This is a genomic window from Methylophaga muralis, assembly GCF_001720165.1.
Lineage (GTDB): Bacteria > Pseudomonadota > Gammaproteobacteria > Nitrosococcales > Methylophagaceae > Methylophaga > Methylophaga muralis.
The window spans coordinates 1-12,830 of sequence record NZ_MCRI01000048.1 but is presented as its reverse complement, the minus strand read 5'-3'; the positions used below and the strand labels follow the sequence as shown (position 1 = coordinate 12,830).

Sequence of the window (12,830 nt, the reverse complement as noted above, 5' to 3'; positions counted from 1 at the left end):
TTTACTCTTCGTCATTCAGACTAATTAGCGATCCGGTGACATCAATAAAGTCCACTCAATGCGTCACCACCCAAAGTAGCACCATCATTGCTTTGCGTCTATTTTGAATAATACAAGTTGCTGATTTCAGCTTACAATAAAAAACCCTATTCTTGATTCAAATTCCAATCGCTCAACACTCTGAGTTTAGCCAGATAGAGCTCTGTTTTTTCCACAAATCTCAGATTTAGCCGAAGAAAGCGCCAAGGATTTTCCTGAATTTAAAGCTAAAACCACAAATTTTGTGCTGAAATACATTTTTTTCACATGTTAGCTATATACAATATCAGGAAAAATTCACACTAAAAGGTAACCAACTTTGACTCGACGCATTGCCTCTACTGAGCTCCGACTGGGCATGTATATACAAAAGCTGGGTGGTTCATGGTTGAAGCATCCGTTTTTACGCAGTAGTTTTTTATTAACCGATGCCGATGATATTAAAAGTATTGTTGAAGCAGGCATCGAAGATGTCTGGATCGATGAGGAAAAAGGCGAAGCTATACAAAATTCACACCCCGTAACGCCCTCTAAACAACCAGCTGTTGAAGACTTCTCAGACACTCAAATCGTTACTAAGCAAAGCATCGAAGACAAAAAAACTGTGCTCCAAACCTCAATGGAAGACGATATCAATCAAGCACGTAAGGTTTTTCATGAAGCTAAACCTCAGGTTATGGCAATGTATAAAGATGCCCGACTCGGTAAAGCAATTGATCCGCAAACCACCTTACCGCTAGTGAATGAAATTGATTTGATGGTACAACGTAACTCAGCCGCTATACTCAGTGTAGCTCGACTGAAAACCCACGATGACTATACATACATGCATTCATTGGCTGTTTGTGCATTGATGATATCGCTGGCACGACAACTCAATCTCGATGAAGAACAGGTTAAGCTGGCTGGTGTAGGTGGCTTGATGCACGATCTTGGTAAATCCTTGATGCCATTGGAAGTACTGAACAAACCCGGAAAGCTTTCCGAAGCAGAATACAACATTATGAAAAAGCATCCAGCTGCCGGCGCCAAGCTCTTGGAAAACTCAGGTGCAGCGCCAGAGGTCGTCGATATCGCTTTACATCATCATGAAAAAATAAATGGTTTGGGCTACCCGAATCGACTGCAGGGCGAGGAAATATCATTGTTTTCTCGTATGGCAGCCATTTGTGATGTCTATGATGCCGTTACCTCTGAACGCGCTTATAAACAAGCCTGGGATCCTGCTGGAACCATTCGCGAAATGGCTCAGTGGGAGGGGCACTTTGATAAACAACTGTTCAATGCCTTTGTCAAAATGGTCGGCATATATCCGGTTGGATCATTAGTACGTTTGACCTCACAGCGACTGGCTGTGGTGATTGAACCCGGCGTGACATCACTGGTAAAACCCAAGGTGAAAGTCTTTTTTTCGTTACGTTCAAAAGCGCCCATCCAAATACAAGTAGTCGATCTCGCTTTACTCAGTTGCAAGGAAACCATAGAGGGCCCTGAAGATCCCTCAAAATGGCATTTCAAACATCTGGAACAACTATGGCAGTAATCGCTCTTTGGCTAACATTAAGTTAGGGTTATTGAACCATTGATCAAATTTTCACCTTATAACCGGTTTTAAATATCCACCAGATAAACAACATAAAAATAATCAGAAAAGTAGAAATCATCACTAAACTCAATGTCAGGCTGACATCAGCTGTGCCATAAAAACTCCAGCGGAAACCACTGACCAGATACACCACGGGGTTGAATAAAGTCACTTTCTGCCAGAACTCTGGCAGCATGCTGATCGAATAAAACGTACCGCCGAGAAAGGCCAGTGGTGTGACCACCATCAATGGAATAACCTGTAACTTTTCAAAACCATCGGCCACCACACCAAGGATAAAGCCCAGCATACTAAAGGTGATGCAGGTTAAAACCAGAAACAGCATCATCCATAACGGATGCAGAATCGAGTAATCCACAAATAATTTAGCGGTGAGCAATATCAACATCGCCAGAATAATCGATTTGGTCGCTGCCGCACCAACATATCCCACTACAATCTCAAATGCTGAAACCGGGGCGGACAATACTTCATAAATAGCGCCGGACCACTTGGGCATATATATTCCAAATGAGGCATTTGACGTTGATTCTGTTAACACCATCAACATAATCAGACCTGGAATAATAAAGGCTCCGTAACTGACACCGCCGATTTCAGTCATCGCAGAACCAATCGCTGAACCGAATACAATGAAATAAAGCGAGGTAGACAACACTGGCGAAGCAATGCTTTGCAAAGGTGTCCGCCAGCTGCGGTGAAGTTCGGATAAATAAATGGCTTTTATCGCATACCAATTCATTTTGATTCCTCCACCAGGCTGACAAAAATTTGTTCCAGTGTGCTTTGCTTGGTTTGCACATCACTCAGCTCAATCCCAGAACGATGGATCGCCGCCAGCACCTCCGTCACATGATTGGTCGGTTGATTATCAACATAGTCGTAAGTGAGGGTTTTACCATCTTCACCAAGTTGCAATACAAAGCCGTTCAGTTCACTGGGGATCTGCGTAATCGGGTGTTGTAACTGCAGAATAAGTTGCTTGCGTCCCAGCTTTTTCATTAACTCACGTTTGTTTTCGACCAGCAGAATCTCACCATGATTAATAATGCCTATCCGATCGGCAATCTCTTCGGCTTCTTCAATGTAATGGGTGGTGAGAATAATAGTAGTGCCGCGTTGACGTAATTTTTCTACCAGACGCCACATATCACGGCGCAATTCCACATCGACACCGGCTGTCGGTTCATCAAGAAACAACACTTCCGGTTCATGTGCCAAGGCCTTGGCAATCAACACACGACGTTTCATACCACCTGAAAGGAACTGAATTTTGGCATGGCGTTTATCCCATAAAGACAATGCCTTGAGAATTTCTTCCAAATACGCATCATCACGCGGTTTACCAAATACGCCGCGACTAAACACCATGGTATTCCACACAAAGGCAAACACATCAATGGCCAATTCTTGTGGCACCAAACCAATTTGTTTGCGGGCTTGCCGATAATCTTTGACGACATCATAGCCGCCGACCAGAACCTGCCCTTCTCCCACATTGACCAGCCCACAAATAATGCTAATCAGAGTGGTTTTACCTGCGCCATTTGGGCCTAACAGGGCAAATATTTCGCCGCGTTTGATTTGCAGATTGACTTGATTTAATGCCTGAAATCCAGATGGATACTTCTTACTGAGATTGCGCACATCGATGATGTGATCTTCCATCACTTGCGTTTCCATCATTAGAACCTGTTTTTAGAGAAAACAACACCCGATATTAAAGGGTGAGATACAGCTGGTTTAACTGGCGTCATGCTGACACTGTCACATTAAATAACGGTTAAGTCACAAAACACAGACCATTTTAATTCTGTTCGGCAAATTTACAGCTTATCAAGGTCACGGGCGTCGAGCAGGCGATGCTGTTGCCGGTGCGGGTTGCATGGCTGATTCGTCAAAAGCTTTATTAATTCTAAACGCAACCGTTGTCACCTTATCAGGCACATCCCCGCCAGGCTGTTGTTGCAGAATAATGCTTCTAAACAATTCATAGTGCTGTGCATCCAATACCGAAACAATTTTGAAAGATCGTGGTTCAAAGCCCCATTGCATTCCTCCCGCCCAGGTACAGGCGATAGCACCTTTGTTGCCGGGAATAGGTTTCTCAACACATGGCTGCCCAGCGACCGTTTGCAGTCTATCTGCAGATGTGGTCTCTGTTCTAGCTGGGGAGCGTAAAAGCAGAGTTGCATCGGCACCAGTCAATGGACTGACTTTAAATGGCTGATTATCATTTAAATCGATACCACGAAGCCCCTCTGGTTCAATTAAAACATGTCGACCACTGCTGACCAGTTGGAATTCACAGCGAGGTTTCTTTTGCGGTTCAGCCATCTGGTAGTCCCAAAACTCCAGCCGATATGCAGTCCTTCCCTCGTCCAACCATCGCTGCAGACGAATTGTGCCTATCTTCAGGGCTTCACTTTCTAATAAGGCTTTGGTCGGAATACCCTCCTCCCGACAGAGTTCCAATAAATCCCGATATAAGCCTCTACGGTTTTCCGCTGAAGTTGGGACGATATTTTGATCAATATAAATTTTTGGCATAGGCGCTGGCTGCTCAACTACTTCTGCTGGACTTGTATCAGGCACAGAAGTATTTGAATCTGACTCGCCACTGCAAGCAATCAACATTAAACCCAGTGTCATAGTTATAAAACTGCTTTGCAGTGTGTGAAAGATGTTCTTCATTGATTTATTCCACGACTTCACATTGAACAATTTCATAGCCTGTGCCTTGATCAATATTGACCAACTCTGCCACTTCTTCGAAGCCCGCTTGGCGAGCAGAAGGTAGATCTTGCTGTGCTATTTCATGAATTAATATCGTGCCTGTGCCCATGCCGCACGCGGCTGGATACATTACACCGGTTTTGTTTCCGCAATCAGTTTTGCTAACGGCTATCCCGGCAGCAGTTAGTTTGGCAACACTATCTGACGGCGAAATACCTGCGCTCTCACATTGCAGAGCATTGCGATTTTCATAAACTAACACCAGCTCTGATATTGAATCCTGCTTGCTGCAGCCGATCAGAAAAACCTGTGACAGGATCAGGATGCTAAAGATTTTCATGAGAACGCCTTGTATGAATACATACCAATGAGACCAAAAGATCGGTTGAATGTTAATGATATTTCAAATGATATAAAGACTTGATGAGGATGTAGCTATTACACCAACAAAACTGACGGGTATTGTACCCGCCAGCTTGATGGTTAATACAGTAATGATGACAACAAATTCTGCCTATTTCTTACAGTAGACTCCCACATACCCGCCATCCAGGCAGCCATCTTTTCTGATTGTCATGGGGTTTTGGTCTCCCCCGATAGCCACCATGACCTTATCGCCCTCAACGGTGAATATGCCCAAAGCGGTCTCATCACCATCAATTGCTCTCACTTTATCATCAGGACCGAATACCAATTTATCGACCCAAGAGTTTTCCTGACCAATATACTCACCCGAAACCGAACCACCATCACCACAAGCAGTTAAGGTAAAAAACATGGCTATCAACAGCATTTTTTTAATCATTTTCAGCATCCTTTATAAGAATCCAAATCGAAAAAAACCACCAATAACACCCTACTTTCTTTCATATTTCCGAAACCCGGAAATGAAGCACAACATACTGTAATTGAAGAATTTTTCTTCATCGCGATTATTATCCTGTTGCACAAATAAAGCTAGGATAACCAGAATAAATATCGAAACTTATCTGAAGTGGATTGAAAAGAAATCGGCTTTAAGCAAAAGCGACTGCTTAGCAACTGGGCAGTTGCTTGGGTATGCTAAATCACTAATGAGTATGGTACCTTTCAAGCCATCAACTGCGAGTGTAAGCACATGTCACGGAAAAAAGCGGCCCGTCATAAGTCAATTATTGATGAACTGACCATTCATCCCTCAATGCGCGTCAATGAATTAGCTTCGGCTTTAAATGTCACCACCGAAACCATCCGCCGTGATCTGGAAGAACTGGCTGAACAAAACCTAATTAGCCGCACTTACGGTGGTGCATTATTACGTCAAGCTGTTGAACCAGTGCTCAATGAACGTCATAAGACAAATATTGCTGAACGGGTGGCTATTGCTAAAAAAGCAGCTCCAATACTCAAAGAGGCAAAAGTTTTGATGATAGGCTCCGGCGTAACAACGGTTGAAGTCGCCAAACGGATTGCCTATGAAATGAACAACATCACGGTTATCACCCATTCATTTGGTGTTGCCACGGTATTGTCGTTAAATCCAACCATTAAGGTCATCATGGCGCCGGGGCTTTATCATGCAGAAGAAGGCTCAACTCATGGCTCGGTGACCTGTCAGTTTCTCACCAATTACACTGTCGATTGGACGATTTTAGGCGCTAGTGGTCTTGCTCCCACCGGACCATCAGATGCATTAGTTGATGCAGCGGATGTGTACAAACAAATGATTCGTCAAAGTACACACAATATGATCGTCGCAGACCACAGCAAGTTTGATCGGCTTGCCACCGCTCGTTATGCAAAGTGGGATGAGATTGATAATTTAATTACCGATAAAAAGCCAAGCGGCCCGCTCAAAAAAGCCTTATCTAAAGCAGAGGTGCAGATCATTGTGGCAACAGTTCAATAGGCATCGCTATAGTCGATTTAATGAACCATTTATACCTGCTGAACAAATGCGTCTAAAAAAAAGTCGGCCTCGGATTGGGTCAACGTCAATAAAGGCCGTAATTTCAAGGTAGCGCCAAACCGCCCTGCTGCGCCAATCAACACCCCAGCCGCCTTTAACCCATTGATGACTTGTTTGGTTTTGAGCGGATCAGGAATCTGTTTATTGTCGGCTTTACCGATATCAATTCCCATAAACAATCCCTGCCCTCTTACTTCAGCAACATAAGCTGATTGGCTGGCAATAGATTGCAATCGGGTTTTTAAATAATGTCCCATCACTAGTGCATTAGTTTGCAGATTTTCCTGCTGAATCGTGTCCAACACAGCCTGCCCTGCCGCAGCGGCAACTGGATTACCCCCAAAGGTATTGAAATAGCCAACGTCAGAACAAAAACTCGCCAGATATTCTGATCGGGTTGCCACTGCCGCCATCGGAAAACCATTGCCCATTGGTTTACCCATGGTCACGATATCCGGTGTGACCCCATGAAAATCAAAACCCCAGAAGGCTTCACCCAGTCGGGCAAAACCCGGTTGCACTTCATCGGCGATAAATACACCACCTGCGTTATGCACGACATCAACAGCTTTTTTTAAAAAACCTCTCGGTTCAGTATAAATACCGTCTGATGAAAAAATGGTATCGACTAATAAAGCCGCGACACTAAATCCTCGTTCCCACAAAAGCTCAATGGCTTCAGTGACTTTTGCAGCAAAGCCAGTAGCGATATCTTCACCATAAACAGCAGAAGATGGTGGAGGAATAGCCACAACATGAGCCGGTAATTTTCCTTGTTTGATAATTGATGGCGATACTTCGGTGACCAGACTGGTATTACCGTGATAGGCATCTTCGGTCACGATAAAACCTTCACCACCCGTAGCCTGTTTTGCCAGACGCATCGCCAGATCATTGGCCTCACTGCCCGAACAGGTCATCACAATATTGGTAATCGATTCAGGCAATGTTGCTTTCAACGAATCAAGATAATCGTCCACTGCTGACACTAGATAACGGGTATGCACATTCAACGTACCAATTTGTCTGGAAACCGCCTGCACCACACTGGGATGGCAATGCCCCAGACAAGGCACATTATTGTAGAAATCGAGATAGCGCTTGCCATCAGCAGCCTGCATCCACGCACCCTGGGCCGAGACCATTTCAATTGGCTCTTGATAAAACAACACCGAGCTGCACCCAGATTATTCAAACGACGCGCCACATTTTCTGCATGTCCACCGTGCTTGGCCTCAAACGCATTCATATCCAGAATACGTTTTTCCGTTAAATCATTCCCTTCTTCAGCTTGTTGTTGCAGATATTTTTTTGCCAACTCGATAGTGCCAAAGGTGAATTGTTCAAAGCCGGCTTCTGCAGCGGTTGGGGTTTCCGGATGACTTGCCACCCACGCAGTCAGCAATAATCGACGAAACATCACCAACGTTGAAATCATTGCTTCATCTTCGGCAGACAGTGCTGCTATTGATTTATAACCCCGCACCCAGGCCTGTTGCAATTCAGGCAGTAAAGGTGAGGTTTCCAGAAACGAAACCGCCGAGGCAAAATCATAGATGAACCAGCTAAAACCACAGTCATCAAAATCAATCACACTTAACTGTTTGTCATCGACTAACAAATTCGCTAGCCGTAGATCAGCATGCACCAGGCCAAATCGATCCGGCTTTCGCCATAGTGATGTAATTTCGCTTCCAGAATCTCACATAATTGCTCTAATATCGCCTGCCCTGCTTCATCGAGTCCCGGCGCGTTACGCCAGTCTCCCCATAACGGGTTAGCACCGAAAGCACTGTCAAAATTCCATTTTTTCCGGCTAAACCCTTCAGGTAAAGACCATTGTCGCGCTTGTTGATGCAATCTGGCAGAGGTCGCACCCAATATTTCAAAACCTTCTATCAATGATTCATCTTCATCTGGCTGTTTGCCGGGCATAAACTCAAACGCCACCAGATACCGTTCAACACCATCATCTTCAAATGCAGCAATCAGCGATCCATCACGCATGGTTAAGGGTTCCGGGGTATTCAACAATGCTTGCTGTCGCAGCGATTGAATCCACAGTAACTCGGAATGGATTTCATGCTTTGAATGATATTCAGGCCGGTGAACCCGAATAATAAATCGCTGATCGTTATTTTCATCATTCACCAGAAAAGTGGCATTTTCAGAGACCGTTAACAGTGAGACTCTGGCAGCTTCATCAATATTCCACTGCCCGAGTAATTCCTGTATTTGCCCCGCTAATCGCTGCAAATATTCCTCGTTGTATAAACCTGCCATCATTCTGTACCTAATAAACCCGGTTAAAAATGTTTATATCGCCAAAATGTCCGACTTGCAATATTTTTATTGCAAAGAAAAAGATTTATGCTAAAAATGCAGTTAACGTGTCGATTCATATTCCGGAGGTAGTTCATGCTGACATCTATTCAAGACAAGACCGTCATTGTTACTGGTGGCTCAAAAGGTATTGGTAAAGGCATTGCCAGTGTATTTGCCAGACAAGGTGCCAAGGTGATGATTGCTGCACGCGGTGAATCCGCAGCACAACAGACGGTCGATGAAATTAAGGCTGCAGGTGGAACGGCAGCTTATTTTTTATGTGATGTCGCCAATTGGGAGCAAGTTCAGGCGCTGGTTGAATACACAGAAAACACCTTCGGACCAGTTGATATTCTCTGCGCCAATGCTGGCAGCTTCCCGCAAAAGAAAATTATCGATCTTGCTCCGGAAGAATGGGACGACATGATGTCGACCAACCTGAAAAGCACTTTTCTGTGTGTTAAAGCTTGTATTCCACATTTTGAAAAACTCGGGGCAGGCCGCGTGGTGATCACCTCATCTATAACCGGGCCGATTACCGGCTATCCCGGCTGGTCGCATTATGGGGCGACCAAGGCCGGCCAACTGGGTTTTATGAGAACAGCAGCGATGGAACTGGCACGTTACAACACCACCATTAATTCGGTGATGCCCGGCAATATTGTCACCGAAGGACTAGCGAGTTTGGGTGAAGATTATCTTAATAGTATGGCAGCGGCGATCCCGCTGAAACGACTGGGTGATGTTGAAGATATCGCCAATGCGGCGTTATTTCTGGCGTCGAAAGAGGCAGCCTATATCACTGGCCAACAAATAGTAGTGGATGGTGGACAAACCTTACCGGAGTGTATGGAAGCGGTCGCCGAAATTTAGCCGTTTTGAGTTTACTGGTGGAAAGTGTGCAGATAAAAAAAGGGTAAGCAACGCTTACCCTTTGTTTTGTAGCTGTTCAGAAGCCTGAACATAATTATCGAAATTCTGAATATAGTCTTCCATATTCAATTCCAACATCCGCCGAAATTCACTGACAAAGAATTTGACGGTTTCATCTTTTGCATCCGTCATATCTTGGGCATTTGTCCAACCAGAAGCCGTAAACCAAGCACTATATCTGGCAAGACCATACATAAAAGACGGACTTACTTCTCCTGCCTGAATGCCTTTTTCCATTTGGGTATTCGCTAATTTGATATAGGCATCCGCTCTATCAAAAAAGCCATTATCTCTCTCGCTCATATAAGGTTTCGCTTTTTTATTATTTATTTTGGCAAGACACCAAAACAAGTGAGCAGGATAAACCTCAGCGCTGCGGCATTGATATGGAATAAATCACAATCCGCTACGGGAAAACATCAATTTATGTTCGTTATAAGACCAGCAGATTCGACTACAACGACAATCGAATATTGGATTCGACTTCATCAATCAATGTCTTTGGTACAGCGTGTTGAGTTGCCAGTTTTCGCCATTCGGCAACATGGCTAATGGTTTGATCGATAAACTGATTTATCTTTCTACGAGTAAATAACGGGCTCAGTTTTTCTAAAGAATAAAAATCTTCACGGTTAAAATCATCTCGTTTGCCGTTCAAACTCATCCAATGCTGACTCACCCATTTACTACCTGGTTTATAGCTATAGGCCAGATCGTATGCAGGGGCTAACGTCCACTTGTTGTCATTCAGCATGAAGGCAATATTTTTTGAATGATCATCGTGATTTCTGGCAACGATGTTGAAAACCATACGTTTAAAAAGTTGCTCAGCCTCAATGGCAGATAAGCCTAATTTTCGGGCTACCCCGAATAATTCAGCATAAGAAAAACTGCCCGGTTGTTTGTAATTGACATGGGCTAACCCATTCAAGGTTTGGATATGTCTTTTTTGATTACCGACACGATCAAAGCGCTGCGTTAAAAAATGCCGACGCTGTCCTTCATCGAGTAAACGACACGGCATCATCTCAATGCCACAGGCGGTAGCCATTAAATAATATACATACTCCATGGCGCCGAACCCCATAGGATCGCCAAAGGTTTGCTGATTTTTATTATGTTCGCTGACCCCGTCAAACTTCATCAGATAATGCTTAAAGCCTTGCGGCACATTAACCTGTCCAGAACGTACCTGAGTAAAGTCATCGTTAAAAGCCAAAACGGCTTTGGGCCGTGCTCCGCCAGCACTGGTGCCCACAGACAATAACGCCATCATTGCTTCGCGATCTGTCTGAGCTTCATTACCTAACTCCACAGCAAAGTTAGCACGACTGTCCAATATTTCCTGGGCAATATTGACTAACGCTGCAACATCGACTTGTTGAGTTGCATTCAGATCTTTCAGTCTGGTCGCGGGGCTATATTCCAACGCGCCCATGCCGCGAGTACCGGTGTACTGCAATCGTTGCAGTGGAGAAATTTCCTCTGGCGACTTACCTCGGCTGGCCACCCAGGCATTTAGTACTGCATTGCCAAAATCATCCGGTAGCGAGTCAGCAATTAAGCCTGGCAAGCCTTTATAGGTCTCAAAATCCAGTTCTGGAAATGTATAAATCTGCCGACCCAGTGGCATCGTCAATGGCGCGAGTTCAATACCACGCTCAATAAAAGCCGCTTCATATTCAAAAGCACCTCGACCTGTTTCAGTATCAAAGCTGACCGCGCCAACATCGTAGTCCTGATAATGAACCCGGATAACCTCCATTACCATTCGCTGCCGTCCTCATCTTGGGTTTTGCCTTGCCCTGAGGCTCTTTGACGTTGTTTTCCCTGAAGCTTGGCTAATTGGATGGGGGATAACGCTTGCTTGGGTAAAAAGTTATCCAGTTGTTGTGTCAAACCTAGAACCTGCATCATGGCGACCAAAGCGTGTAACTGAACTTTGCCTTTTTCAGCGTTTAGCACCACTTTTCGCGACACACCTGCCTGTTCGGCCAGCGCTAATTGGGTCAAATTGGCATTAAGCCTGGCTTGTTTGAGACGTTCGCCAAGCTCTTCGGTGATTGCATTGGCTGATTTATCTTTAAGATTCATAATGTACCCAAAATAGAACACAAAAAGGCTTTAAGGCTTATTAGGTATCTAAAATAGCATATTATCAACCTTCTAAATAGTTTTTATAAAGTCCTAAATATGGCACTTAGATGCACAATAAATGGTATAAAGTCCAAAAATACGGACTTTATTTACAATTAGTTATACTTGATAAAGCTAAGTGCTAACGGAGATTCACCAAACGTATCACGCTAATAAACCTGACGCAGCATGCCCCCTAGGGCCCGGCTGCTTCGAATTTATTCATCGGAAAACTGAGCAAACAGTTCTGCACCGGTGAGGTTTCGAGTGTGTTCAGCAAAGGAATAAAAACTCGGTTTACTTTCAATAAATACCTGATCGGTTAATTCCCATTGCTCATTAGTATCGAACAAACCAACTGGAATGGCGTACATCTCACCCTGCTTCAAACGATAAAACAGATGGGTACCGCACTGCTGACAAAAGCCCCGTTCTGCCCACTCTGAAGAATTGTAAACCGAGATATTTTTGGCACCATCGAACCGAACATCACCACCACATTCCACCGCCAACAACGGACCACCACCCCACTTCCGGCAAGTCTCGCAATGACACGCCCCAACATGAAAACTCTTGGGCGTTGCTACCAGACTGACAGAACCACACAAACAACTTCCGCTTTGTTCAGTTATCGCGTTCATGGTTTTCTCCTTATCAAAGTTCAGACACTGAGTTGGGCTAGGGCTTGGAAACGTTTCGGTAATTTATACCGAATTTTTTCCTGTATACCTACTTAATTGATTTAACTATCAAATATTGAAGTATCCATCAAGCCGCAGTGTGGAAATCCATTGAGAAATGTCTTTCTATGATTGAGCCAGCATCAACACATAACCGTCTGGATCCTCAAGCCTGAATTCACCATCAGCCATGTAAAACGGATAGTTAATGGCACCCGGCTTATGGCCCAGTTCGGCCATTATATTGTGGGTTTGCTTAATATCGTCGAAGTACAGATAGAAGAGAATAGCTTGTTGAGTCGAATCAATCGGCGCCGACGCTAACCCAAGCATCAGATTAGCTTGTTCGCTTTGTAAATAAGCCCAGCTTGGATCAGTTTCTCCGTCAGGAACAATACTGTTAGTCACTACAAAACCAAGATCAGCA

Annotated in this window: 16 protein-coding genes; 3 read left to right on the top strand and 13 right to left on the bottom strand. The window is 44.4% G+C overall.

Annotated elements, in window-relative coordinates:
- Positions 1–358: 358 nt before the first annotated feature.
- Complete coding sequence (locus A9E74_RS12620; protein WP_084003090.1) at positions 359–1,582, top strand: cyclic di-GMP phosphodiesterase; 1,224 nt, start codon at positions 359–361, stop codon at positions 1,580–1,582.
- 43 nt (positions 1,583–1,625) lie between these two features.
- Here A9E74_RS12620 and A9E74_RS12615 read toward each other — a convergent pair whose 3' ends face one another.
- From A9E74_RS12615 to A9E74_RS12595, 5 genes are all read right to left on the bottom strand, one after another.
- Entirely contained in the window at positions 1,626–2,387 is a 762-nt protein-coding gene (locus A9E74_RS12615) for an ABC transporter permease (protein ID WP_069296964.1), read from the bottom strand.
- The gene (locus A9E74_RS12610) at positions 2,384–3,331 is read right to left on the bottom strand and encodes an ABC transporter ATP-binding protein (protein ID WP_245652162.1); all 948 of its coding nucleotides are present in this window, start codon (positions 3,329–3,331) and stop codon (positions 2,384–2,386) included. Before A9E74_RS12610 ends, A9E74_RS12615 begins: the two co-directional genes overlap by 4 nt.
- 156 nt (positions 3,332–3,487) lie before the next feature.
- Positions 3,488–4,339, bottom strand: coding sequence for a hypothetical protein (locus A9E74_RS12605; protein ID WP_141696818.1), 852 nt, complete (start codon positions 4,337–4,339; stop codon positions 3,488–3,490).
- A 4-nt stretch (positions 4,340–4,343) separates the two neighbouring features.
- Entirely contained in the window at positions 4,344–4,721 is a 378-nt protein-coding gene (locus tag A9E74_RS12600) for a hypothetical protein (protein ID WP_069296962.1), read from the bottom strand.
- A gap of 174 nt (positions 4,722–4,895) precedes the next feature.
- Positions 4,896–5,186, bottom strand: a complete 291-nt coding sequence (locus tag A9E74_RS12595) for a hypothetical protein (RefSeq protein WP_069296961.1) — start codon at positions 5,184–5,186, stop codon at positions 4,896–4,898.
- 312 nt (positions 5,187–5,498) lie between these two features.
- On the opposite strand from A9E74_RS12595, the gene A9E74_RS12590 reads away from it, so the two are divergent.
- On the top strand, positions 5,499–6,269 hold the full coding sequence (locus A9E74_RS12590; protein WP_069296960.1) for a DeoR/GlpR family DNA-binding transcription regulator: 771 nt from the start codon (positions 5,499–5,501) through the stop codon (positions 6,267–6,269).
- Between the two features lie 29 nt (positions 6,270–6,298).
- Here A9E74_RS12590 and A9E74_RS14530 read toward each other — a convergent pair whose 3' ends face one another.
- Genes A9E74_RS14530 through A9E74_RS14525 form a run of 3 tightly spaced genes read right to left on the bottom strand, consistent with a single transcriptional unit; the run spans position 6,299 to position 8,615 of the window.
- Entirely contained in the window at positions 6,299–7,450 is a 1,152-nt protein-coding gene (locus tag A9E74_RS14530; protein ID WP_245652163.1) for an aspartate aminotransferase family protein, read from the bottom strand.
- Positions 7,339–7,977 (bottom strand): phosphotransferase enzyme family protein, encoded by a 639-nt coding sequence (locus A9E74_RS14835; RefSeq protein WP_245652161.1) that lies wholly within the window; start codon positions 7,975–7,977, stop codon positions 7,339–7,341. Before A9E74_RS14835 ends, A9E74_RS14530 begins: the two co-directional genes overlap by 112 nt.
- Positions 7,956–8,615 carry a phosphotransferase enzyme family protein gene (locus A9E74_RS14525; RefSeq protein ID WP_218104319.1) on the bottom strand — a complete coding sequence of 220 codons (660 nt, stop codon included), beginning with the start codon at positions 8,613–8,615 and terminating at the stop codon, positions 7,956–7,958. The genes A9E74_RS14835 and A9E74_RS14525 overlap by 22 nt, the downstream gene beginning before the upstream one ends.
- 132 nt (positions 8,616–8,747) lie before the next feature.
- On the opposite strand from A9E74_RS14525, the gene fabG reads away from it, so the two are divergent.
- On the top strand, positions 8,748–9,527 hold the full coding sequence (fabG, locus tag A9E74_RS12575) for a 3-oxoacyl-ACP reductase FabG (RefSeq protein WP_069296958.1): 780 nt from the start codon (positions 8,748–8,750) through the stop codon (positions 9,525–9,527).
- A 54-nt stretch (positions 9,528–9,581) separates the two neighbouring features.
- Here fabG and A9E74_RS12570 read toward each other — a convergent pair whose 3' ends face one another.
- The 5 genes from A9E74_RS12570 to A9E74_RS14385 form a co-directional block, all read right to left on the bottom strand.
- Positions 9,582–9,890, bottom strand: a complete 309-nt coding sequence (locus tag A9E74_RS12570) for a DUF3144 domain-containing protein (protein ID WP_069296957.1) — start codon at positions 9,888–9,890, stop codon at positions 9,582–9,584.
- 151 nt (positions 9,891–10,041) lie between these two features.
- Positions 10,042–11,358 (bottom strand): type II toxin-antitoxin system HipA family toxin, encoded by a 1,317-nt coding sequence (locus A9E74_RS12565; RefSeq protein ID WP_069296956.1) that lies wholly within the window; start codon positions 11,356–11,358, stop codon positions 10,042–10,044.
- Positions 11,352–11,681 (bottom strand): helix-turn-helix transcriptional regulator, encoded by a 330-nt coding sequence (locus A9E74_RS12560; RefSeq protein ID WP_069296955.1) that lies wholly within the window; start codon positions 11,679–11,681, stop codon positions 11,352–11,354. The genes A9E74_RS12565 and A9E74_RS12560 overlap by 7 nt, the downstream gene beginning before the upstream one ends.
- Positions 11,682–11,941: 260 nt before the next feature.
- Positions 11,942–12,364, bottom strand: a complete 423-nt coding sequence (locus A9E74_RS12555) for a GFA family protein (RefSeq protein WP_069296954.1) — start codon at positions 12,362–12,364, stop codon at positions 11,942–11,944.
- Between the two features lie 165 nt (positions 12,365–12,529).
- Positions 12,530–12,830: VOC family protein (locus tag A9E74_RS14385; RefSeq protein WP_176718937.1), on the bottom strand; the 301-nt coding region annotated here is incomplete at its 5' end.

Coding starts and splice junctions, on each gene's coding strand:
- A9E74_RS12590 (WP_069296960.1), top strand. CDS start 5,499: ATGTCACGGAAAAAAGCGGCCCGTCATAAGTCAATTATTGATGAACTG.
- A9E74_RS12615 (WP_069296964.1), bottom strand. CDS start 2,387: ATGAATTGGTATGCGATAAAAGCCATTTATTTATCCGAACTTCACCGC.
- A9E74_RS12595 (WP_069296961.1), bottom strand. CDS start 5,186: ATGATTAAAAAAATGCTGTTGATAGCCATGTTTTTTACCTTAACTGCT.
- fabG (WP_069296958.1), top strand. CDS start 8,748: ATGCTGACATCTATTCAAGACAAGACCGTCATTGTTACTGGTGGCTCA.
- A9E74_RS12555 (WP_069296954.1), bottom strand. CDS start 12,364: ATGAACGCGATAACTGAACAAAGCGGAAGTTGTTTGTGTGGTTCTGTC.
- A9E74_RS12560 (WP_069296955.1), bottom strand. CDS start 11,681: ATGAATCTTAAAGATAAATCAGCCAATGCAATCACCGAAGAGCTTGGC.
- A9E74_RS14530 (WP_245652163.1), bottom strand. CDS start 7,450: ATGCAGGCTGCTGATGGCAAGCGCTATCTCGATTTCTACAATAATGTG.
- A9E74_RS12605 (WP_141696818.1), bottom strand. CDS start 4,339: ATGAAGAACATCTTTCACACACTGCAAAGCAGTTTTATAACTATGACA.
- A9E74_RS12565 (WP_069296956.1), bottom strand. CDS start 11,358: ATGGTAATGGAGGTTATCCGGGTTCATTATCAGGACTACGATGTTGGC.
- A9E74_RS12570 (WP_069296957.1), bottom strand. CDS start 9,890: ATGAGCGAGAGAGATAATGGCTTTTTTGATAGAGCGGATGCCTATATC.
- A9E74_RS12610 (WP_245652162.1), bottom strand. CDS start 3,331: ATGATGGAAACGCAAGTGATGGAAGATCACATCATCGATGTGCGCAAT.
- A9E74_RS14525 (WP_218104319.1), bottom strand. CDS start 8,615: ATGATGGCAGGTTTATACAACGAGGAATATTTGCAGCGATTAGCGGGG.
- A9E74_RS12600 (WP_069296962.1), bottom strand. CDS start 4,721: ATGAAAATCTTTAGCATCCTGATCCTGTCACAGGTTTTTCTGATCGGC.